Genomic DNA, 21491 nt, shown 5'->3' on the forward strand with positions numbered 1-21491 from the left:
ACTTCTGGAGGAGGAGCACCATGTCGGCAGTCTCGCGGTGGCACACGGCGCCCATGCTCGGGCTGATGCTTTCCCTGGCCTGTGCCAGCCCCCCGGGTGATGACGGGGAGGCGCTGCCGCTCCGCACGAGCACACAGCCGCTGACGAGCCTTGGCGCAGCCGCCACGCTCGACATCAACCGTTCGACTGAGTCCTCGGCGCCCGACGAGCTGCTCGTCGTGGGCAAGCGCGTCTTCTTCACGGCGGATGACGGGGTGACGGGCCGCGAGCTGTACGTGAGCGACGGCACGTCCGCGGGGACGGTGCGCGTGAAGGACCTCTTCCCCGGGCGGATGAGCTCCAATCCCACCGGGCTGGTCACGCTCGGCGAGCACGTCTACTTCTCCGCGACGACCAACGACGAGCCCAATACCGGGTTTGGATACGTGGGGCTGTGGAAGACGGACGGCACGGAGGCCGGCACGACGCGGCTCCTTGAGCTCCGGGGCATTCCCTTTGCCCCGAGGCTCGTCCGCAGCGGAGGCCTGCTCTTCTTCGACGGCTACGACAACGAGGCGGGAAACGAGCTGTGGAAGACGGACGGGACGGCGCAGGGGACGGTGCGGGTGAAGGACCTGCGCCCGGGCCGCGACTCGTCCCATCCGTTCAACCTCGTGGACGTGGAGGGCGTCCTCTTCTTCGCCTTCTACCCGGGGAGCGGCACCTCGTATGACTTGTGGCGGAGCGATGGCACGGAAGCAGGCACCGTGCGGGTCAGTGACGTCGAAGACATCCCCTTCCAGGTCGTCGGGACGTCGCTCCTCCTGACTCGCGTCGTGCGGCATCCCAACGGGACGTTCCGGGAGCTCTGGAGGAGCGACGGGACGGCCGACGGCCTGACGCTCATCAAGCAGCTGTGGCCCGAGGACAACGCCTCCGTCGCCTGGCCCACCGTCGTCGGCAACAGGCTCTACTTCTTCCGCGGCAACGGAGACTTCTGGACGAGTGACGGCACGGAGGCGGGCACCGTCCTCCTGAAGCGCTTCAACGGAAGGCTCCCTGCTTCCAATCCGCATGCAGCCACGGGGAGTCAGCTCTACTTCGTCGCCGACGACGGGACGACGGGCATGGAGCTGTGGACGAGCAATGGCACCGCGGCGGGGACGCGGCTGCTCGCGGACCTCATGCCCGGCGCGGAAGGCTCGGCCCCGTCCTCCCTGGTGGTGGTCAATGGCGTGCTCTACTTCAGCGCGCGGGAGCCCACCCGGGGCCGGGAGCTGTGGCGCACCACCGGCCTGGAGCCCGTGCCCTTCCACGACATCGCCCCCGGCGCCTTCGACGCCGTGCCGGAGCGCACGGTGGCCACGGCCGACGGCCAGACGCTCTTCTTCGTGGCCACCGACGGCGTGCACGGCCGGGAGCTGTGGAAGACGGACGGGACGCCGGAAGGCACCACCCTGACGCGGGACATCGCCAGCCGCCCCGCGGGCTCCGGCGTGACGGGCTTCACGGCGCTGGGCGCGAAGGCCTTCTTCACCGCGGACGACGGGCTCAGCGGCCGGGAGCTGTGGGTGACGGACGGAACGGCAGAGGGCACCCGGATGCTCGTGGACCTCGTTCCGGGCGCGCGGGGCGCGAACCCCCGCCGCTTCACGGTGTACAAGGACGCGCTCTTCTTCGTCGTGGACAACGCGGAGGGCACCCAGGAGCTGTGGAAGACGGATGGCTCCACGCAGGGCACGGTGCGGCTCGACGGCATGGGCCGGGCCTACTCCCTCCATGGCCTGACGGAGGTCGGCGGGTCACTCCTGTTCATGGAGGACTACTCCGGCTTCTGGAAGACGGACGGGATGCCTGGAGGCACGGTCCGCTACGCACAGACGGACGAGACGGGCCGCACCGCCGCGAATGACTCCTCCTACGAGCCTCCCGTGAAGGTCGGCGACGCCCTCTATGCCCAGGCGACCTCGAAGGCTCATGGCTTCGAGGTGTGGAGGATGGACGGCACGGCCACTGGCACCCACCTCCTCAAGGACCTGCTTCCGGGAAGCAGCTACAACGACATCAGAAACCTCACGGGCGCGGGCCACACGCTCTTCTTCACCGTCACGGATTACTCGAACGGGAAGACCTCCCTCTGGAAGAGCGATGGCACCGAGGCGGGGACGACGCAGGCCTCGCCCGTCAGGGACATCCATCTCCATGTATCGGGGAAGCCACTCGTCGCGCTGGGGGACTCGGTCATCTACGTGAGCCTCCCTCCCGGGGGGCCCATCTCGCTGTGGAAGTCGGATGGCACGTCCGAGGGCACGGTGAGGCTCCATGCGCCGCCGGAAGGCACCTACGACAACATCAACTACGGGAGCCTGACGGGAGTGGGCTCGCAGGTCTTCTTCGTCGCCAACAGCGTGGAGGGCCGGGAGCTCTGGCGGACGGACGGGACGCCCGCGGGCACCCGCCTGGTGAAGGACATCCAGCTCCGGCTCCCCTCGGGGCAGGAGGTGGGCTACGAGCCCACGGCGCTCACCGTGGTGGACGGCCTGCTCTACTTCGCCGTGAATGACGGAGTGAGCGGCGAGGAGCTCTGGCGGAGTGACGGCACGGCCGGGGGCACGGTGCGAGTCGCGGACCTGGTGCCAGGCACGGGAGGCTCCAGCCCCCGCGTCGTCGCGTCCTTCGGAGACGGTCTGATGGTCGCCGCGAGCGACGAGGCCGTCGGCTTCGAGCCGCGCGTCCTGGTGCCCTCTTCGGTGACGTGCCCCGTCCCTCCCCGGCAGGAGGCCACGAGCGGCGCGGGCGCCAGCTACAGCTATCCCCCCGCGCTCCTGGCGGATGGCGTCCCCGCGTCCACGTCCATCCATTACAGCCACCCCTCCGGGAGCGTCTTCCCGCTGGGGAGCACGACGGTGCAGGCCACCGCCGAGGCCCCCGGCTTCCGGGTGCGCAGCTGCGCCTTCGTCGTCACCGTCTCGGACACCACCCCACCCTCGCTCACGTGCCCGTCCACCAAGGTGGTGGAGGCCACCGACGAAGAGGGCGCCACGGTGGAGTACCCGCCCGCGAGCGTGTCGGACGCCGTGTCCCCGGTGGAGGTGACCTACAGCCATCCTTCCGGGGGCCGGTTTCCGCGCGGGGATACGAAGGTGGAAGTCACCGCCACGGATGCCGCGAACAACACCGCCACGTGCAGCTTCGGCATCAACGTCCATGCTCCGGGAACGGGCCCCAACACGGCCCCACCGGAGGAGAGCTCCGGGTGCGGCTGTGACTCGGCGAGCCCCGCCCTGGCGTGGTGGCTGCTGCTCCTGTTGATACCCACCGTGAGACGTCGGGTCCGCCCGCTGTCACATGACTGATACAGGGGCCCCGTGTGAGGCCGTCAGGTGGCTGTGCTAATGCGGGCCTTCCACCTGGAGACTCCACATGAAGCCACTTCGTCTCGCCCTGGCCAGTCTGTTCGCCCTCGGGGCCACGGCCTGCAATGACACCCAGCTGCCCGAGCCGGTCGAGGAGACCGGCACCACCACCGCCGCCGCGGCCGTCACGCGGCTGTACGCGACGGAGGGCAACAACGAGCTCAGCTTCGAGACGATGGGCACCTTCGAGACGCGCAACGGCGAGCGCGTCCTCGTCCTCCACGCCACGTCGAACCGCTACCTGGAGAGCGTGTTCAGCTTCGTCCCCGACGACATCTTCGGTGAGACGAACATCATCAGCGAGCGCCGCCTGGAGGTGGTGCTGCGCGAGGGCCACGAGCTGAACACGGTGCTCTCCGGCCTGCCGCTCTTCATCTCCGTCGACACCTTCACGGGCTCGCCCGAGCGGTACTTCGCGCGCATCGTCGTGGCCCCGCGCTTCTTCGACTTCCGCGGCTCCACCGGCATCTGGATTGACGAGGAGGTGAACCCCGTCTACGTCGTCCAGGGCAACAGCAACCTCCTCTACCGTGGCCACGCCTCGGTGCCCGGGTACACGGACTGGCTCACCGTCACGGCGCCCGACGGCATCCCCCACGTCCAGGGGCCCGCCTACCGCCTCGACTGGACGTACCCGTTGCTGCACCAGGCCATCGACCCGCACACCGTCCCGCTCACCTTCAGCGCGGGCAGCGACAACGGTGTGGCCTACCAGAAGACGGCGCGCCTCGTCGCGCGCGTGACGGAGCTGTCGCTCACCGCCGGCGACCCGTACGAGGTGTGGCCGTCCCAGGAGTGCCTGCTCGACGTGTACAACTGCGTCCACGCGAAGCCCACGGGCACGACGGACTTCTCCTCGTGCGGCACCTACCGCCAGGTGTCGCGCTGCATGTACGCCACCGCCTGCGACGTGACTCCGCCGCAGCCCCTGTCCCTCACCGGCATCGACGCGTCGTCGCTCGAGCCCGCGCGGGCGGCGTGGAACGCCGACTCCTCGCCCCTGGCGTGGAACACCCTGAACACGATTGAGGCCTACAGCACGCCGCAGTGCCCGGCCTCGCCCGTCACCATCCAGGCGGTGCTGGCGCAGCTCAACGCGCAGAGCCAGTCGCTGCCGCTCGCGGAGTACGGCACCTTCACCGACCGCGCCGGCCTGGCGCAGACGCACTTCTTCTCCGGGACGGACGGGGCCGCGCTGCTGTCCGCCATGGACGCGTACGCGGGTGGCGGCGCCATCCAGGCGTGGGTGGCCGGCGAGGAGGTCCCCTGCCACAACTGCCACGACTTCAATGACTACGCGGTGCTGTTCTACCCGAGCAGCCGCAAGGTCATCGTGTTGCAGGGGAACCACGGCTACGACTCCTGAGGCGTAACACGGAGCACCGTGGAAGAATGCTCCGGCGGGTGGGCGCCGCGTCCACCCGCCGGGAGCAACCATGTCGCTGTGGGGTTCACTGCGGAAACACCTCTTCGGAGCGCCCCGGTCCTCCGGACGGGTGGACCGCTTCGAGGTGGAGCCCGGCGGCCTCGTGGTGCTGACGACGCGCCACACGCTCCAGGTGCAGGGAGCGCCCATCGCCTGCCGCTCGTACGTGACGCAGGGGCTGGTGGCGCACGGCCAGCTGGAGATGGTGTTCACGCTGCGGGAGAACAGCGGCGTGCCGGAGGACGCCCTCCTCCGGAAGCTGGCCGCGCTCTTCGCCCGCTTCCGGCAATTGGCGGAGGAGGGCCGCACGGTGGACGTGGGTGACGTCACCATCTTCGGTGAGCACCGGCTGTTCCCGGGGAAACACGTGCTCTACACGCCCGCCGCTCCCATTCCGGGACTGCCCGTGCCGTCCCGCGCGCTCTCGCTCCTGCTCATCACCGACCGCGAGCTGGAGCTGGTGCAGCGCTGCGGGCCCGCGCGGATGATGACGGCGCTGGGCAAGGCGTACAGCCACTACCCCTGCCCCTCCTGGTCGGACATCCACCGGCCCGAACTGCCCGTGGCGGCGATGCTGGAGCAGAGCCTGCTGCCCCGGGTCAGCCATTCCCGCGTGTGGAGCGCGCGCGTGGTGAAGCAGGACTCGGACATCGTCCTGCGCATCGCTCCCGGGCAGCACACGCAGTTCCGCCAGCTGTTCGACCAGATGCGCGAGGAGACGCAGCCCTTCGCGCTGCTCACCGGGATTGATGACGGCTCGGACGGGTGTCTCGCCTGGGAGCCGGGACAGACGGGGCCGGTGGCCATCACCCCGCCGGGAGGCCGGGGCGAGCGCATCAGCGGGTGCTTCCTCCTCGTGCTTCCGGGGATGGAGCAGGAGGAGGCGCGGCTGCACGAGGACGGCTTCATCTGGAGCCTCTCGGCGGCATCCTCGAAGGCGCTGTGGACGGCGCTGTGCGAGGGACAGGGGCTGGCGTTGCTCGTGGGTGGACACCGGCTGCGCGTGGAGTGGGCGGCGCCTTGAGGCCGGCTCCGGCTTCAGGCAAGCAGGGCCCATGACCGATTTGGTGTCGCTTGCCCGCCTCGACGGCATGGCCCAGGCGGAGCTGTGTGCGCGGAGAGAGGTCTCCGCGGAGGAGCTGTTCGAGGCGTGCCTGGCGCGCATCGACGCGCTGAACCCGCTGTTGCGCGCGGTGGTCACCGTCGCTCGCGAGCGGCCCGGTGCCCCAAGACAGGGGCCATTGTCCGGGGTGCCGTTCCTGGTCAAGGACGCGACACCGTGGCCGGGGATGCGGTGGTCGATGGGCTCGCGGTTGTTCGCGAACAACGTCGTGCCGCAGCAGACGCCGTATGGCCGGCGGCTCGAAGAGGCGGGGCTGGTCTGCGTGGGCAAGAGCGCGCTGTCCGAGTTCGGCCTGCTCGGCAGCACCGAGACGCTGCTGGAGGGCGTGACGCACAACCCGTGGGACTTGTCCTGCTCGGCCACGGGCTCGTCCGGTGGCAGCGCGGCGGCCGTCGCGGCGGGGCTCGTGCCGCTCGCGCATGCGAATGATGGGGGTGGCTCCATCCGCATCCCCGCGTCGGCGTGCGGCGTCTTCGGGTTCAAGCCGAGCCGGGGCCGCACGGTGCCCGCGGCCTTCGCCACGTCGGACTTCCTCGACATGACGAGCGACCACTGTCTCAGCCGCTCGGTGCGGGACAGCGCGCTGTTCCTGTCGCTCACCGAGGACCGCTCGGCCACCCGGCCCGTCGGCTTCGTGCGCGAGCCGCTTCGACGCAAGCTGCGCATCGCCACGTGGACGCGGACGATGATGGGCGGGGAGCCAGAGCCCTCCGTGCGGCGGGCCTACGACGAGGCGGTGGCACTGCTCACGGAGCTGGGCCACCACGTCGAGCCGATTGCGCCTCCTGACCTCGACGGGCCCGCGCTCAAAGATGCGTTCTTCCTCGTCGCGGGTGCGGCCATCGCGGGCGTCGTCGAGACGATGGACAAGGTGCGGGGCGTGCCCGTGCAGACGGAGGAACTGGAGCCGTTCACCTGGGAGCTGGTGGAGAAGGTGCAGGCGTACGGGCCCGAGGCACTGCCCTGGTCGCGCGCCGCCTTCGCCAGGGGCGTGCAGGTGTATGGCGCGGCGACGCAGGGGTACGACGTGGTGCTCACGCCAACGCTCGCCACCGAGCCGTGGCGCATCGGGCACCTGTCGCCGGTGCTGAAACGTGAGGAGTTGCTCGAGCGCACGGGACGCTCCGTCGGGTACACGCCCATCCAGAACATCGCGGGCTGCCCCGCGATGTCCGTGCCGCTGTGTTTCCCGGAGGGTGGGCTCCCCATCGGCATGCACTTCGCCGCGGCAGCGGGCGAGGACTCGCTGCTCCTTGGCCTCGCGTACCAGCTCGAAGAGGCGCGCCCATGGAAGGACCGGTGGGCGCCCTACTCGATTCCGGTGCTCTTCTCGGGGCGCCCCGCCCTTTAGTCAGGTGTCACTCCGCCGTCGGGCCGCGCCGACGAATGAAGGCGGCGGCTTCGATTCCCGCCGCCTCCACTCGGTATCTTCTGGCTGGAAAGCGTCGAGCCTCTACTGCAGGAGACGAACGAGAAGCTGGACAAGGTGCTGATGGCGCTCAGAACAAATCAGAACCCGTACTCGGGCTCGCGGACGGAAAGCATTCTTCTGCCGATGTGACCTCGAAGAGCGAGTTCGTCAGTCGAGCCAAGGCCTTGATGGCGGATTAGGCAGACGCATGGAGTTCAGGCTTCCTGCCCGCCGCGCCGGCTTGGGCGCCTCTGGAAGTGTAGCCGTCATGCTAAGAGCCGCTGTAGATGCGAGTCCATGCCTCCTGGCTTTCACTGGTTGCTGTGTACTGGCTGGGCTGCTCCACCGTCACTCCTCCCCAGCAGCAGGCCTGGGACGAGGCAGCGGAGGTGGAGTGCGACGCGCCCCATGAGGACCCGTGCGTTACCCTCCTATGCCTGGGTGACGCCTGCGGGATCTACCGCTGCGAGGATGTGCCTGGCGAAGTCGAGCTGGCGCGCTTCCCTCCGATGCGTCCTCCTGCAGCAACCGCAGCACCGGGCAGTGGCCCCCGGCGGAACTGGGGCGGTGCGCAGAAGCTGCCGCCGGGAGCCGTCATGGTGTTCCCCAACTGGGGCGGCAAACGGGAGCAGGTCATCCCCCCGTCACGCCAGCTCCCACCTGGCCAATGGGAGAAGCACCACATCTTCCCGCAGGCCGAAGAACTCGCGCGGTGGTTCGCGCGCCAGGGCGTCAAGATCCACGACTACACCATGCCGATTCCGCGAGACCTCCACCGGAGGATTCACGGGAATGACGGGCGTGGAGGGCCGTGGAACCAGGCCTGGCGCGAGTTCAAGGAACGGAATGGGGATGCCTCCCCTCCGGAAATCTTCAAGCACGCGGGGGAGCTCATCTACCGCTTCCAACTGCTGGGCGGTCCCATCCAGCCATACTATTCGCGCCCCGGCACGTGAGGACGGATGACCCGGTACTTCTGGTTGCGAGAAGAGGAGCCCTATACGGCGAGCATTGATGCCGCACACACGTGGGGCCTGCCCGGTGTGCAGTGCCACACCTGCGGAACCACATGGGGAGGGGCAGGGCATCAATATCCCGGCGTGGACCTGTCGCGGCTCTCCGAGAGGCGAGAGTTCGAAACGGCCAGGCCCGAGCCCTTCGCCGAGTTCGCGCGACTGCGAGAGTTGGTGCGTCCCCTCGCGCCCTCAGGCGCGAAGCTGCCTCCCGGTACGGACTTTGGCCCGCTGTCGGGCCGAGCTACCGGGAAGTTCGGCCCGTTCACGTCGCAGGGCAACATCACATGGGTGGTACGCCGGGACGCGCTGGAGCGCCTGCAAGCGGAAGGAGTCCGCGGGCTGCAGGGCTTCCCGACGGCGCTGCGGTTTCGTCAGAAGGACCCGCCAGAGCTGCTGGAGCTCCAGATTGAGCCCCACGGCCGGCTGCACCCCGACTGCCTGCCCCCGGACCTGCCGCCGCCGTGTTCCACCTGTGGGCGGCTCGGGCTCACGCGGCCCGATGAGCCCGTTCTAGACGCGGCGTCCCTTCCCTCGGACCTGGACCTTTTCCGGGTGGGCACCTTCGCCACGATGGTCATTGGCACCGAGCGGTTCATGGATGCGGTGCGGCGCATGGATCGTCCCGGCATCCTCTTCCGCGAGATGCCCACGCGCTGAGCGAGCCTTCCTCCTGCAGGCCATCTACGCGAATCTCACCAGCCTCCCACCCAAATCCCCCCTCCCAGACGGAGAAGAAATGAGCACGCGTTTCTTCCTTGCAGTGATGTCCCTATGGCTCGGTGCGGGCTGCGCCAGCATGCGTGAGCCCATCCAGGTCATCGACACGGTCGACGACGGCTTCCGCTTCCCCGGGAAGCCGGGGCATGGGCTGCTCATCGCCTCCACCCGGTTCTCGAGTGACTGCCAGGGAGGAGCCTCGCCGTCGGTGAGCCTCGCCTACGTCAATGACTGGGACGCCTATGACAGGTGGGGAGAGCTTCCCCTGACCGGTCCGGTGTCCGAGAGAGACTTCCAGGACCCTCCCGGCTACCTGGTCGTACGCGAGCTCAAGGCCGGGGAGCATGACTTCCGGTACCTCCACATCAACTCCGCCCAGCAGGGCTCGAAGGGCTTGCGCGTCCCCTTCACCGCGGACGAGGGAAAGGCTGTCTATCTTGGCGAGATCCACGTTCGCTATCTCAACTGCGAGACGTGGCCCGCCGTCACCATCGAGGTCAAGGATGAGTGGGAGAGGGATGGCCAGCTCTTCCAGCAGCGGATGAAGAATCTGCGCGCGGAAGACGTCATCAAGAGAGTGCTGCCCGCCAACCTGCTGCCACACGGGTAGCCACAGCAGTGACGTCCGCCGCCTGGCGGACCTGCCCTCCGCGGCGCGCCTGCGCGGACCGCCAGGCGGCCTTCAGTCCCACCAGAGGTACCACGTGGTGGACTGCATCAGGGCGGTGGCCTCCTGCGCGGCCGTGCCCATCTCGGAAGGCACCAGCGCCAGTTGCTCCCGCGCGAGCGCCAGGGCAGCGTCCCGGTCCTTCGCGGGCCGGTCCATCACCCACTCGACGATGCCCGGGCGGACGGAGGCGACGCGGGCGCCATGGCGCTCCTCCCAGCGGCGCGACAGGGCCGTCACCTTCACCAGGGACGGCGTGGACTCTCCCGCCTGCATGAGGACGGGCAGATGGGCCAGCGCCTTCCACGCGGCATCGGTGGGCACCAGCGCCAGGCGCACACGCGCGTAGGGCTTGCGGGACAGCGGCTCGAGCACGGCCGCCAGCGACGTGCCGACCCGGCTCGGCTCCCCCTCCTCGTCACCGTCGGACGCGGAGGCTCGGGCCTTCGCGAGCAGGGCCTCCACGTCCAGGCGCTCGGCATGCGCCAGCACCGTCGCGGGGTCATCCATCGGGTCCTCGTGCCTGGGCAGCCCGATGTAGTTCGGGGAGACCTCCCTCGGCAGCTCGTCGCGGTACTGCTGCCACGCGAGCGGCATCGCCAACAGCTCACGCTCATCGCCGCCGAGGAGCACGGGGCGGTAGCCGGTACGGGACGCCTGGGCATCCAGCGTGTGCCACAGCCGCTCCGCCTTCTCGCCGGGCACGTCCACGTAGAGGACGCCGTAGCCCTCCGGGTAGAGCGCATGCAGCGACCCCAGCCCCAATCCCTGGAGCGACGCGGGCGTGGGCACCTCCGGAACCAGCTTGCGCAGGGCCTCGAAGCTCGCGGCATCCAGGTCGGGGTGGTGCTGGCGGGGCTGCAGCGCCCGGGGACGCAACTCATCCAGGACGTAGGTGAGCACCTCTCCCGGCGGAGGAGCCTCCACCTTGGCCCCCACCGCGAGCGACGGGTCCAGCAGCCGCGCCTCCTCCAGGGACAGCTGGAGGTATGGGTCGGTGACGGTCTCCACCACCTGCACGACCGACCACGGCCCGTTCCGGGACAGGGGCATCCGGGTCCACGGGTGGCGATTCAGCGTGCGCGCCTCCAGGTCCAGGCCCGAGCGCCGGAGGACCTCGCGCAGCTCGGCCTCGTCCACGCCCGCGTACGCGGCCGCGCGCGACAGCACCCGGGCCTCCGGGTCCACGAAGCGCACGAGCAGCGTCGGCAGGCGCGCGAAGTCGACGATGAGCTCGACAGGCTCGCCCGGCTCGAGGCCCTCCAATCCCAGCAACCTGCCGGCCTCCTCCTCCGAGATGCCCGCGGGGCCCTCGCCCCCCAGCGTGTAGCGGCGCAGGAGCGTGAGCTGGCCGTATTGCGACTCCAGCCGGTGCCGGGCCACGAGGTCTTCATCGAGCCCCTGCGCCGGCCCGAGCATGGCGAGGATGAGCGCCGCCTCGACGGCGGACTCCATGCGGTGTGTCTGCTCGGTGAGACTGCCGGAAGTCTTCGAACCCTGGGTGCTCACGATGACGCCTCCGAGGAGGAGGAGGAGGCTCAGCCCCATCGCCAGCATGGCGACCGGGTGCCTCCGGAGGAATGTCCGCATGCCGCGCGACTACAGCATGACGGATACACCCGCACCAACCTCCGGAGACGCATCGGGCGGATAGAAAGGCCTGCTGAGCGTGAGGGCCGGGCCCGTCGTGGCCGCTGGAGCCTGTGCCGTGCACGGTGCGGCCCCGGGCGGGGCAGGCACGCGCTTGAAGTGAGTACCGGGGCGCGGGTGACGCGGCCGCGCTTCCGCCGCGGCGCGTAACGTCGTAGCGCCGTTGCAGGTGCAATAAAACCAGGACTTCGCCGTTCAGTCCGTGCGCCAAAAATGTGGGATGCGCCGCGCTGGAGCGGCTCTTCCACGCAGGGGCGCTCGCGCGCGAAGTACCAACTCCCGGGAGCTTGAATGAAGCGGACAGAAGCCGTTGGCGTTTTCAAGGGTGCATGGTGGCTCGCTGTTGTCGTGTTGCTGCAGGCCTGCGGGGACACCACCCTCGCGGAGTCCTCGGGGGCGGAGCTTCCCGCGCGGTCCGTGGGCGCGCTGGAGGCGGTGGCGGACTCGGAGGACATCCTCACCCAGCTGCAGTCCATCCCCGGGCTCACCGTCCTCGACGAGCGGCCCTCGCCCTACGCGGGCACACGCTTCTTCCGGATGGTGTTCGAGCAGCCCGCGGACCACCGGCGTCCCCTGGGTGAGCGCTTCCAGCTCCGGGTGAATCTGCTGCACCGCTCGGTGGACGCGCCCATGGTGCTCTCCGCAGGTGGCTATGGCCTGGGGGATACCCCTTCGCGGGCCGAGCCCACCGCGCTGCTCGGCGCCAACCAGCTCTCGCTGGAGCACCGATTCTTCGGCACCTCGCGGCCGGCCTCGAATGACTGGAAGCTGCTCGACATCCGGCAGGCCGCGGGCGACTACCACCGCATCGTCGAAGCCTTCAAGCCGCTGTACTCCGGGCGCTGGCTGACCACCGGCAGCAGCAAGGGCGGCATGGCGGCCGTGTACCACCGCTACTTCTACCCGGACGACGTGGACGTCACCGTGCCGTACGTCACGCCCAACAGCCACGGGCTGAGTGACGGGCGCTATGCCCGCTTCGTCGAGCAGGTGGGGGACGCCGACTGCCGCGCGAAGCTCCAGGCCTTCCAGCAGGCCGTGCTGTTGAAGCGCGCGGAGATGATGCCCTTCATGGAGGAGCTGGTGGTCCTCGGGGGCACGGACTTCCACGTGATTGGCGGAAGGGACCGCGCCCTGGAGTTCGCCGTCGTCGAGGTGTCCTTCTACTTCTGGCAGTACTGGGGCACGCCCTACTGCGAGTTTGTCCCCGCGCCCGATGCGTCAGCGGCGGAGCTATTCGGCTTCCTGGAGGGCATCGTCAGCATCGGCTTCACCTACGGCGACACGTGGCTCGACTACTACGCGGCCTACTACTACCAGGCGGCGACGGAGCTGGGCTTCACGCGCTTCTCCACGCGGCACCTGCACGGGCTGCTGCGCTACCCGGGCGAGGACGAGCCCCAGGCGTACCTGGCCTTCCCGGTGAGGGAGCGGTTCGACCACGGCCTCATGCACCACGTGGAGCACTGGGTGCGCAGCCAGGGGGAGCGGATGCTCTTCATCTACGGAGAGAATGACCCCTGGTCCTCCGGCGCCTTCTCCGTGCGCGAGCGCAATGACTCCTTCCGCTTCATCGTCCCGGGCGGAGAGCACGGCTCGCGCATCAGCCGCCTGCCCGAGCCCGAGCGCACCCAGGCCGTGGAGCACCTCTACCGGTGGATGGGGCTGAACGTGTCGGCCGCGGGTGCCCGCGCCCTGACGCTCGATGCCGAGCTGGACGCGGAGCGCAGCACGGAGCCGCGCTTCCGTCTGTAGCCCTGAGACACGAGGACACCGCTTCCACCCGCCGTGGCCGGGCGGGGGCGGTGTCCCCGGACTTCTTCCCAGCCTCCTCCACCGTTCCGGCAAGGGGTGCTCTCCCTCTTCCGGCTCAGGCTTCGCACTGACCTCTCGCTGCCCGGTCCTCCAGGCAGGTGCGGAGGAGGTGAGGCGTTCCTTCTTCAAATTCAGGCGATGGAGACCGGAAAGGCGTGCGTCCCATCCGGGTTCAGCTCCAGCTTCGTGACGCTCCGCACCGCTCCGAGGGGGAGCGGGCCATAGAGGTGCGGGAACAGGCCGGGGCGGGAGCCGCTGGCAGCCGGTTCCCAGCGCAGGGCGTCTCCGAGCGCGGCGACGTCCACCTCGACCAGGAACAGGTCCGGCTCTCCGGCGCGATGTCTGGCGGCGCTGGCGCGCACCTGCGCGGCGGTGGAGAAATGCAGGAAGCCGTCACGCTGATCATGCGCGCTGCCGCGGTACTCGCCCACTGCTTCGGCCGCCCGCCAATCCTCGCCACGCACCAGCGTGTAGATGCGGGTGACGGATTCAGGCGGGCTGGCTCGGGCGCTCATGCCGACATGATGCCACTCAACGAGGGGAGGCAGGAGCCTCCACCGCGGGCACCTGCGCCGCGGCGGCGGGCGGCAGCCTGGCCAGTCCCAGCTTGACCAGCAGCCGCAGCACCAGCCCGCCCACGTCGAGCTGCCACCGCCCGCGCCCGAGCAGCGGCGAGCGCGGGTGGGCGTGGTGGTTGTTGTGCCAGCCCTCGCCCAGCGCCCACAGCCCCACCCACCACACGTTGCGGCTCTCATCGGGCGAGTCGTACGAGCGGAACCCGAGCCTGCCCGCGTGGCACACCGAGTTCACCGCGTACTGGGCGTGCATCCAGAGCTTGAGCGGCAGGTACAGCACGCACGGCGCCGCCTGCCAGCCCCACACCGCGACGATGAGCGCCAGGAGGAGCGCGTGCGGAACCCACCGGTACCGCAGGAGCCAGAGGTAGTAGCGGTCCTGGGCGAGGTCGCGGCAGAAGGTCTTGTAGGCCTCCCGGTCCGTCGACAAATCATCCACCACCCAGCCGAGGTAGCTGTACCAGAAGCCCCTCCGCGGCGTGTGCGGATCCCGCTCCTTGTCGGCGTGCGCGTGGTGGATGCGGTGGTTCGCCACCCACTCGAGTGGGCTGCTCTGCAGGGTCAGCATGGCCGCGGTGACCAGCGCGTACTCCAGCCAGCGGGGGCAATCGAAGGAGCGATGGGTCAGCTTCCGGTGGAGCCCCAGGGTCGTCCCCAGCCCGACCAGCATGAAGACGCCGAAGCCCGCGAGCACCCAGTCCAGGCGCCATGGGAGCACGAACGCCGCGAGCGCCAGCCCGTGGTAGATGACCAGGATCAGCCCGATGAGCGGGTTCATCCGGATGGGTCTCGCTGCCAGGCTGGACGTCTGCATGAAGCCTCCACCGTCGGGCTCGGGGCGCCCCACTCGAGACAGGTACCTCAACCCGGGCCGGTGAGACTTTCCGAGATGAGCTGTGCCTCAACAAGGTACCTCGTCCGTTCGGAATCCTCACGTCCTCCCGGCTCCGCGCATTGTTGTCCCGGCTTCCCAGGACTGAATCCAGGCGAGGAATCACCCGAGCCTAAGACGGGGCGGAGCGGCGGCGCATAGGATGCGCCGGCATGGACTTCCAGGCGCGGCTCGAGGCGCTCACGCACCAGCTCCGGCCCTGGTCCCCGCTCTGGTCCCACTCCATCCTCCAGGGCTGGCCCGGGTCCGTCGCCGCCTATCCCGAGGACTGGCTGGCCTATGCCCGGTCGCTCGATGAAGCAGGCGAGCGACAGCTGGACCAGGGGGCGCTCGTGGGCGTCCCGCCTCCGTCCCTGGGCGCGCTCCTGGGCGCGCTCCAGGAACTGACGGCGCTGCCCTGGCACGAGGGCCTTCACGCGCTGACAGTCTCGGAGACGCAGGGACTCAGCGCCAAGAAGACCCACGAGCTCGAGCGGGTGCTCGCCCTGCTCGCGCCGAGAACGCGCTTCATCCACCAGGCGGTCGATATCGGCGGCGGCATGGGACATCTCGCCCGCCTCTGTGCGCGGACGTTCGGATGGACCTTCCACAGCATCGACCGGGACGCCGCGCTGCAGGACAAGGGTCGGCGGTGGTTGGCGAGAACCCCCTCCCCGGGCAGGGGCACCCTGTGTTTCATCCAGGCCTCCGTCGAGGACGGGCTCCAACCGCGGCTCGATTCGCTCTTCTCCGGCCGGGACCGGGCCTCCATCGGTCTGCACACCTGCGGGCCGCTCGCCCTCACGCAGCTCCGCAAGAGCCAGGAGGCGGGCTTCGTCCTGAACATCGGCTGCTGCTACGACAAGCTGGAGACCCCACGCGACTACCCCGTCTCCCGCTTCGGGGGCGCGCATCCGCTGCCCTTCACCCCGCATGCCCTGGCGCTGACGACGCGGGGACGTCATCACAAGACCGAGGAGGAGTTCGCGCGGATGAAGCGGGTGTACGCGTGGCGCTTCGCGTTCGACCTCCTATCGAGGCGGCACTTTCCCGAGCGCGGCTTCGTGAGGGCAGGAGACGCGCCCCGGACGCTCTATGCCGGAAGCTTCGCCGTCTACGCGCGCGACCGCCTGGCGCGCCTGGGCCTCGATGCCGGCATGACGGACGCCGAGCTGGAGGCCTTCGAGGTGTCCGTTCGCGCCGAGACGCGGGACCTCTTGCTCTGCCATCTGCTGAGGGACCGCTTCGCGAGGGCCTTGGAGGTCGTGCTCCTGCTGGATCGCGCGCTCCTCCTGGAGGAGCTGGGCTTCCAGGTCGAGCTCCTCCAGCTCTTCGACCCGCGCCTGTCTCCGCGCAACCTCGCGCTCATCGCGTCGCGGAGCGCCTGACCCGGGTCATGACACGTCGGCTGGTACGCACTCCGTGTCACCCCAGGTTATGCGCCCCGCTGGCTGGAAGAATCCGCCACCGGGCCTGAGGGAGGCTCCCCGCTCCGACGTCATCTCATGTGCGTCCCAAAACCGAGAGCCGGTGACCTCCATCCCCATCCAGGTTCCTCCGGGTGTCGGTGGCCTGTCACCCTCCGTGAGCATCCGCTACGCCAGCACCACCGCACGCAGGCGGTGACCCAGGATGATGACCCGCAGACCACCGCGGAGAACGCAGGGGCTGCCTTGGGAACCCGCCGCCACTTCGTGGGCTTGCCGAAGTCAGCGCAGGGAGGCGAGCGCCTCGAGCTGGAGCCTCAGCGTGCTGGCTTCGTCATGCCGGCCCAGCGCGGAGTACGTGTCCGCCGCGTGCTTTCGCTCCTGGATTTCGCGCTCGACAACCTCGGTCACCGCCTCGGGACTCAACAGGCGCCGCGGGACCTCTCCAGCGCCGAGGCCCGCGACGCTGCCGGCGATCTCACCGAGCTGCAACGGCGGAGCCGCGCTCGCATCCACCGCCTCGGCGTTGTCGATGGCCGCCAGTGTCTCGCGCATCACCGCCACCACGTGCGCCTGCCGGGCGCGAAGTGCTTCTCGCAGCGCCACGCGCAACACGCTCTTCCACTCCTCGACGCTCCTCACGCCGCACCGGCGGAGCCGCGCGGCATGGACGGTAGATGCAGCCGCCACTCCGCCGTCCCCGGTAACGGCAGCCATGGCTCTTCGAAAGACGTCACGGGAATCCGTTGCAGGAGGTCCATGGACCGAACCTACGCTCGGCTTCGGGGGAAGGAAATACGAGTAGATGCCCCGGAGCCTCGGTGCAACCCGGTGCCCCGGCCAGGCTTGCGCGGTGGCCGGGCTCATGGAACGGGTGCATGCGTACCTCGCCGGACGCAACGCCCAGCGCTCTGCAAGTCCAAGCCTGCGCCGAGGTGACCTCAGGCGCACCGCCTGAGGTCGTGCGAACATCGCGAGCGGCCGTTCAGGAAACGGTGGAAGCTCCGCTTCGCTCACTCCGAAGTGGCGAGCCGCCTCTGCGAGGAAGGCGGACGTCCGGAATGCCCTACCACCCCGCGGGTTCACGCCGCCGTCCCGTCCCCTGGAGTGCACATGCGCAGCAGGTCCCTGGCCCTGGCCGTCTCCCTTGCCCTCGCCTCGCCCGCGGCGGCGCTGGCGCAGTCCACGCCCCGCACGAAGGGCCAGGTACAGGCGAAGCCTCGGCAGCCGCCCGCGTGGGTGCAGCAGAGCAACGTCCACACGAAGTACGTGCTGGACGCGCTGTCGAAGTTCGCCCCCGAGGGCTCGGCCAGGGCGGGCGTGGAGGGCCTGGACGAGGCCATCCTGGACCGCACCCCCGGCTACCGCGACCGCAGGCGCCAGGCGAGGGAGGCCGTGCTGGCGGAGCTGCGCACCCGGCTGGCCGCGGAGCAGGACCTCCGGGTGCGCCAGGACCTGCACATCCTCATCGACGCGCAGGAGCGCGCGCTGAAGGCCGCCGCGCTCGAGCAGAAGTACTTCGTGCCCTACACGAACATGGCGCAGGGGGTGTTCAACGGCGTGCGCATGCTGCTGGATGAGCAGGTGGCTCCGCAGCGGCGTCAGGCGGCGCTGGTGCGCCTGCGCAGGTACGCGGGGCTGGAGAAGGGCTACGCGCCCATCGCCGAGCTGGCCCTGGCGGACACGCGCGCGCACCTGGCGAAGCCCGGGCTGCTCCTTCCCATGAAGGCCGAGCTGGAGCGCCACCTCGAGAACAACACCTTCCTGCTCGACGGGCTCGCGCCGCTCTTCCAGAAGTACGGCCTCCAGGGCTACGAGGAGCCGCTCGCCACGCTGAAGAAGCAGCTGCTGGACTACGACACCTTCGTGCGCACGGAGCTGCTGCCACGCGCGCGCACGGACTTCCAGCTGCCGCCGGAGGTCTACGCACACAACCTGGTGGAGCTGGGCGTGGACGTGCCGCCCGCCGAACTGGCCGCGATGGCGCGCACGGCCTTCGGCGAGCTGCAGGGGGAGATGCAGCAGGTGGCCGCGCAGGTGGCCCGCGCGCGCGGCTGGAAGGATGCCGACTACCGCGCCGTCATCCGCGCGCTGAAGAAGGAGCAGCTGGTGGGCGAGGCCATCCTCCCCCACTACCAGTCACGGCTGAAGCAGCTGGAGGCCATCATCCGCCGTGAGCGCCTGCTCACCCTGCCCAGCCGCCCCGCGCGCATCCGGCTCGCCAGCGAGGCGGAGAGCGCCCAGTCCTCGGGGCCGCACATGCTCCCTCCCCGGCTGCTGGGCAACACGGGGGAGCAGGGAGAGTTCGTGCTCCCGCTCAACCTGCCGTCCAAGGCGCCCGGTGGGGCGAAGAAGCTCGACGACTTCACCTTCGCCGCCGCGAGCTGGACGCTCACCGCGCACGAGGTGCGCCCCGGCCACGAGCTGCAGTTCGCGCGCATGCTGGAGGCCGGCGTGTCCAGCGCCCGCGCCTTCTTCGCCTTCAACAGCACCAACGTGGAGGGCTGGGGGCTGTACGCCGAGCGCATCACCCTGCCCTTCCTCCCGCCGGAGGGGAAGCTCATCAGCCTGCAGCACCGGCTGATGCGCGCCGCGCGCGCCTTCTGCGACCCGGAGCTGCAGCTGGGCCGCACCACGCCGGAGCAGGTGAAGCAGTTGCTGATGACGGACGTGGTGCTGTCCGAAGCCATGGCCACCCTGGAGGTGGAGCGCTACACCTTCCGCCTACCGGGCCAGGCCACCAGCTACTTCTACGGCTTCACCCGCCTCAACGAGCTGCGCACGGAGGTGGAGAAGGCCATGGGCAAGCGCTTCGACGCGCAGCGCTTCCACGACTTCGTGCTCGCCCAGGGCCTGCTGCCGCCGGACCTGCTGCGCCAGGCGGTGTTCGCGGACTTCGTGCGCGGCCCGCTGCCGGCACGGGGCACGCCGACGAAGTAGGCTCACGCGGGAAGGACGGCGACGGCCTCGACTTCGAACAGCATTCCGTCGAGCGCCAGGCGCGGCACGGGAATCAGGGTGCAGGTCGGCTTCATGCGGCCGTTCCACGCCCGCTCCAGCTCGGAGCCGAGGACCTTCAGCTTGTCCTCGGAGTGGTCCACCACGAGGACGGTGAGCTTGGCGACGTCGCCGGCGCCAGCTCCCGCGGCCTCCAGCGCCGTGAGCAGGTTGTTCATCGCCTGTCGCACCTGCGACGGGAAGTCGGGTGCCAGGGCGCCGGATTCGCTCTCACCGCCCTGCCCCGCGATGAAGACGAGCCGGCTGCCAGGGGCGACCTGGGCCACGTGGGAGAAACCATAGGGAGCCGGGTCGAAGAGCCCCTTCGGGTTCATCAGGGACAGGGGAGACTTCTTCGCCGGAGCGCCAGTCTGGGACATGGAGGCCTCGCTGAATCTGGAGGAGTTCTATCAGGCCCGAGCGCATTCCGCGGTGCAGTCCATGCTTCAGGCTGGCGGGAATGGCGCCCGTGGCAGGCATGTGGGCTCGCGGGGAATACGGACAGGTGGGCTCACGTTGACCACCTCCTCTCCGAGCATGACCCCTGCCCCTTCCGAGGTCTCGGCCCCCAGCTCCGAGGCTCGTCCCGTGGATTCCAGCGAGCGACTGACGCTCCTTGACACGCTGCGTGGCTTCGCCCTGTGCGGCGTGTTCATCTCCAATGTGATGGTGTGGTTCAGCGGCAGGGTGTTCCTGCCGCGAGAGCAGACCCTCGCGGCGATGAACAACGCGTCGCTCGCCGACACCGTCACCTGGCAGGCGTTCTCGCTGCTGGTGGCCGGGAAGTTCATCACCCTCTTCTCGTTCCTCTTCGGCCTCGGCTTCGCGGTGCAGATGGGCCGCGCCGAGGCGCGAGGGACCTCCATCACCCCGCTCTATGTCCGGCGGCTGGGGGTGATGCTGGTGATGGGGCTCGCCCACCTGTTCCTCATCTGGTACGGCGACATCCTCAGCACGTACGCGGTGCTGGGGTTCGGCCTGCTCCTGTTCCGGGGGCGCTCGGACCGAACGCTGCTCATCAGCGCCCTGCTGTTCGCCCTGGGGTGGTCCTTCGTCGGCGTGGTCATCCTCAAGTTCCCACAGTTGATGGCGGACACGCCGGAGGCCGGCGCGGCCATCGCCAAGGCGGCCAGCGAGACCTCCGAGGCCATCAGGGCGCAGACGCTGGCGGCCTACACGAGCGGGAGCTGGCTGGACGTGACGAAGGCGACCTTCGACTTCTTCTTCCGCGACTACCTGCCGCTGCTTCTCGCCATCACGATTTCGACGTTTGGCCGGTTCTTGCTGGGCCTGCTGGCGGGGCGGCGCCGCATCTTCCACGACGTGCCCCAGCACCTGCGGCTGTTCCGCCGGCTCCTCGGGTGGGGGCTCGTGGCCGGGGTGATTGGCAGCAGCAGCGGCCTGGTGCTGCAGCAGCTCATGCTGAAGAAGGTCTTCACCCCGGAGACGCTGCCGACGTGGGTGCCCTTCGCCACCGCGCCGCTGCGGCACCTGGGCGAGCTGGGCTTCGCGGCCGTCTACGTGTCCGGCCTCACCCTGCTCTTCCAGCGAGCCACCTGGCAGCGGGTGTTGGGCCTGCTCGCGCCGGTGGGGCGCATGGCACTGACGAACTACCTGTCACAGTCCATCATCAGCGCGCTGTTCTTCTACGGGTACGGACTGGGCTTCATCACGAAGCTGGGCCCCGCGGCGTGCGTGGCGTACTGCCTGGCCGTCTTCTCTGTCCAGGTGGTGTGGAGCCACCTGTGGCTGTCGCGGTTCCGCTTCGGCCCCGCGGAGTGGGTGTGGCGGTCACTGACGTATGGAACGGCCCAGCCGATGCGCCGTGAAGACGCCTCGGCCCAGCGCACGCGGGTGCCGGCGTAGCGCGAAGGCGGGGCCGCAGGTCCCGGAGAACCGTCCCGTGCCCATATCGGTAAGCAGCGGGACCCGCCCTGCGCCGAGTAGACCTCGGCGTAGAAGTGCGCCATGTCGCCAGAGGAGAACTGGCCGCTCCAGAGCGAGCTGGGGAAGTAGCCGATCCAGGCATCGTTGAACCAGACCCACCACTTGCCGTTGTCGTAGCGGATGTACTACTGGACCGCGTACCCGTAATGGTTGGCAAGCGGCATCCCGGGCGCGTAGACGCCGTGGACGCGGACGAAGCCGGCGGTGTCGTTGAACTGGCCGTAGCTCCACTGAGAAATCATCAGTCGCGGGAAGGCATCCCAGAACTTCCGCAGGCCCATCTCCACCAGAAGATTGGAGCAGGCCCGGCAGGGGCCATTGCGTGCTGGACGGCGGACCGACGGCGCCCATGAAGAGAACCTTCTCCCAGCCGGAGGCCCTGGTGCTGGAGCAGGCACGGAGTCATCCGCCCGGCACGCCTTTGAGTGGGCCGGGCTTCTTCGTGCCGTGGTGC

General features: G+C 69.5%; 17 protein-coding genes and 1 pseudogene. 11 read left to right on the plus strand and 7 right to left on the minus strand.

Annotation, left to right across the window (positions count from 1 at the left end):
- Positions 1 to 20: 20 nt before the first annotated feature.
- The 7 genes from ACX9TP_RS41925 to ACX9TP_RS41955 all read left to right on the plus strand — a co-directional run bounded on the left by ACX9TP_RS41925 (position 21) and on the right by ACX9TP_RS41955 (position 9698).
- Positions 21 to 3335, plus strand: coding sequence for an ELWxxDGT repeat protein (locus ACX9TP_RS41925; RefSeq protein ID WP_482976296.1), 3315 nt, complete (start codon positions 21 to 23; stop codon positions 3333 to 3335).
- Between the two features lie 67 nt (positions 3336 to 3402).
- On the plus strand, positions 3403 to 4761 hold the full coding sequence (locus ACX9TP_RS41930) for a hypothetical protein (RefSeq protein WP_482976297.1): 1359 nt from the start codon (positions 3403 to 3405) through the stop codon (positions 4759 to 4761).
- 70 nt (positions 4762 to 4831) lie between these two features.
- Positions 4832 to 5845, plus strand: coding sequence for a hypothetical protein (locus tag ACX9TP_RS41935; RefSeq protein ID WP_482976298.1), 1014 nt, complete (start codon positions 4832 to 4834; stop codon positions 5843 to 5845).
- A gap of 31 nt (positions 5846 to 5876) precedes the next feature.
- A complete protein-coding gene (locus tag ACX9TP_RS41940) occupies positions 5877 to 7295 on the plus strand; it encodes an amidase (RefSeq protein ID WP_482976299.1) in 1419 nt (472 codons plus the stop codon).
- 347 nt (positions 7296 to 7642) lie between these two features.
- Positions 7643 to 8311, plus strand: a complete 669-nt coding sequence (gene sitA6 / locus ACX9TP_RS41945) for a SitA6 family polymorphic toxin lipoprotein (RefSeq protein WP_482976300.1) — start codon at positions 7643 to 7645, stop codon at positions 8309 to 8311.
- 6 nt (positions 8312 to 8317) lie between these two features.
- Entirely contained in the window at positions 8318 to 9028 is a 711-nt protein-coding gene (gene sitI6 / locus ACX9TP_RS41950) for a SitI6 family double-CXXCG motif immunity protein (protein ID WP_482976301.1), read from the plus strand.
- A 79-nt stretch (positions 9029 to 9107) separates the two neighbouring features.
- Complete coding sequence (locus tag ACX9TP_RS41955) at positions 9108 to 9698, plus strand: hypothetical protein (RefSeq protein ID WP_482976302.1); 591 nt, start codon at positions 9108 to 9110, stop codon at positions 9696 to 9698.
- A gap of 72 nt (positions 9699 to 9770) precedes the next feature.
- Here ACX9TP_RS41955 and ACX9TP_RS41960 read toward each other — a convergent pair whose 3' ends face one another.
- Entirely contained in the window at positions 9771 to 11345 is a 1575-nt protein-coding gene (locus ACX9TP_RS41960; RefSeq protein WP_482976303.1) for a DUF4253 domain-containing protein, read from the minus strand.
- Positions 11346 to 11696: 351 nt separating this feature from the next.
- Here ACX9TP_RS41960 and ACX9TP_RS41965 point away from each other — a divergent pair, with 351 nt between their 5' ends.
- Positions 11697 to 13160, plus strand: a complete 1464-nt coding sequence (locus ACX9TP_RS41965) for a S28 family serine protease (RefSeq protein ID WP_482976304.1) — start codon at positions 11697 to 11699, stop codon at positions 13158 to 13160.
- A 191-nt stretch (positions 13161 to 13351) separates the two neighbouring features.
- On the opposite strand, the gene ACX9TP_RS41970 is transcribed toward ACX9TP_RS41965, so the two are convergent.
- Together ACX9TP_RS41970 and ACX9TP_RS41975 are read right to left on the minus strand one after the other, a co-directional pair.
- The gene (locus ACX9TP_RS41970; protein ID WP_482976305.1) at positions 13352 to 13735 is read right to left on the minus strand and encodes a DUF952 domain-containing protein; all 384 of its coding nucleotides are present in this window, start codon (positions 13733 to 13735) and stop codon (positions 13352 to 13354) included.
- Positions 13736 to 13751: 16 nt separating this feature from the next.
- Entirely contained in the window at positions 13752 to 14609 is an 858-nt protein-coding gene (locus ACX9TP_RS41975) for an acyl-CoA desaturase (protein WP_482976306.1), read from the minus strand.
- A gap of 230 nt (positions 14610 to 14839) precedes the next feature.
- On the opposite strand from ACX9TP_RS41975, the gene ACX9TP_RS41980 reads away from it, so the two are divergent.
- A complete protein-coding gene (locus ACX9TP_RS41980; RefSeq protein ID WP_482976307.1) occupies positions 14840 to 16054 on the plus strand; it encodes a methyltransferase in 1215 nt (404 codons plus the stop codon).
- A gap of 321 nt (positions 16055 to 16375) precedes the next feature.
- On the opposite strand, the gene ACX9TP_RS41985 is transcribed toward ACX9TP_RS41980, so the two are convergent.
- Positions 16376 to 16810, minus strand: coding sequence for a hypothetical protein (locus ACX9TP_RS41985; protein WP_482976308.1), 435 nt, complete (start codon positions 16808 to 16810; stop codon positions 16376 to 16378).
- Positions 16811 to 17206: 396 nt separating this feature from the next.
- Between ACX9TP_RS41985 and ACX9TP_RS41990 the strand changes: the two genes are divergently transcribed.
- Complete coding sequence (locus ACX9TP_RS41990) at positions 17207 to 19033, plus strand: DUF885 domain-containing protein (protein WP_482976309.1); 1827 nt, start codon at positions 17207 to 17209, stop codon at positions 19031 to 19033.
- A 2-nt stretch (positions 19034 to 19035) separates the two neighbouring features.
- Here the strand turns inward: ACX9TP_RS41990 and ACX9TP_RS41995 are convergent, their stop codons facing one another.
- Positions 19036 to 19470 (minus strand): RidA family protein, encoded by a 435-nt coding sequence (locus ACX9TP_RS41995; protein ID WP_482976310.1) that lies wholly within the window; start codon positions 19468 to 19470, stop codon positions 19036 to 19038.
- Between the two features lie 157 nt (positions 19471 to 19627).
- Here ACX9TP_RS41995 and ACX9TP_RS42000 point away from each other — a divergent pair, with 157 nt between their 5' ends.
- Positions 19628 to 20956: a DUF418 domain-containing protein gene (locus ACX9TP_RS42000; protein ID WP_482982307.1), complete on the plus strand. Its 1329-nt coding sequence runs from the start codon at positions 19628 to 19630 to the stop codon at positions 20954 to 20956.
- Positions 20957 to 21081: 125 nt separating this feature from the next.
- On the opposite strand, the pseudogene ACX9TP_RS42005 reads toward ACX9TP_RS42000, so the two are convergent.
- Positions 21082 to 21159, minus strand: a pseudogene (locus ACX9TP_RS42005) (hypothetical protein); the annotation flags it as partial.
- Between the two features lie 3 nt (positions 21160 to 21162).
- Complete coding sequence (locus tag ACX9TP_RS42010) at positions 21163 to 21318, minus strand: hypothetical protein (protein WP_482976311.1); 156 nt, start codon at positions 21316 to 21318, stop codon at positions 21163 to 21165.
- Positions 21319 to 21491 lie beyond the last annotated feature (173 nt).

Source organism: Pyxidicoccus sp. M15, from assembly GCF_056858435.1.

Coding starts and splice junctions, on each gene's coding strand:
- sitA6 (WP_482976300.1), top strand. CDS start 7,643: ATGCGAGTCCATGCCTCCTGGCTTTCACTGGTTGCTGTGTACTGGCTG.
- ACX9TP_RS41940 (WP_482976299.1), top strand. CDS start 5,877: ATGACCGATTTGGTGTCGCTTGCCCGCCTCGACGGCATGGCCCAGGCG.
- ACX9TP_RS41985 (WP_482976308.1), bottom strand. CDS start 16,810: ATGGCTGCCGTTACCGGGGACGGCGGAGTGGCGGCTGCATCTACCGTC.
- ACX9TP_RS41930 (WP_482976297.1), top strand. CDS start 3,403: ATGAAGCCACTTCGTCTCGCCCTGGCCAGTCTGTTCGCCCTCGGGGCC.
- ACX9TP_RS41980 (WP_482976307.1), top strand. CDS start 14,840: ATGGACTTCCAGGCGCGGCTCGAGGCGCTCACGCACCAGCTCCGGCCC.
- ACX9TP_RS41995 (WP_482976310.1), bottom strand. CDS start 19,470: ATGTCCCAGACTGGCGCTCCGGCGAAGAAGTCTCCCCTGTCCCTGATG.
- ACX9TP_RS41975 (WP_482976306.1), bottom strand. CDS start 14,609: ATGCAGACGTCCAGCCTGGCAGCGAGACCCATCCGGATGAACCCGCTC.
- ACX9TP_RS41965 (WP_482976304.1), top strand. CDS start 11,697: ATGAAGCGGACAGAAGCCGTTGGCGTTTTCAAGGGTGCATGGTGGCTC.
- ACX9TP_RS41925 (WP_482976296.1), top strand. CDS start 21: ATGTCGGCAGTCTCGCGGTGGCACACGGCGCCCATGCTCGGGCTGATG.
- ACX9TP_RS42000 (WP_482982307.1), top strand. CDS start 19,628: ATGACCCCTGCCCCTTCCGAGGTCTCGGCCCCCAGCTCCGAGGCTCGT.
- ACX9TP_RS41970 (WP_482976305.1), bottom strand. CDS start 13,735: ATGAGCGCCCGAGCCAGCCCGCCTGAATCCGTCACCCGCATCTACACG.
- ACX9TP_RS41955 (WP_482976302.1), top strand. CDS start 9,108: ATGAGCACGCGTTTCTTCCTTGCAGTGATGTCCCTATGGCTCGGTGCG.
- ACX9TP_RS41960 (WP_482976303.1), bottom strand. CDS start 11,345: ATGCGGACATTCCTCCGGAGGCACCCGGTCGCCATGCTGGCGATGGGG.
- ACX9TP_RS41990 (WP_482976309.1), top strand. CDS start 17,207: ATGCGCAGCAGGTCCCTGGCCCTGGCCGTCTCCCTTGCCCTCGCCTCG.
- sitI6 (WP_482976301.1), top strand. CDS start 8,318: ATGACCCGGTACTTCTGGTTGCGAGAAGAGGAGCCCTATACGGCGAGC.
- ACX9TP_RS41935 (WP_482976298.1), top strand. CDS start 4,832: ATGTCGCTGTGGGGTTCACTGCGGAAACACCTCTTCGGAGCGCCCCGG.
- ACX9TP_RS42010 (WP_482976311.1), bottom strand. CDS start 21,318: ATGGGCCTGCGGAAGTTCTGGGATGCCTTCCCGCGACTGATGATTTCT.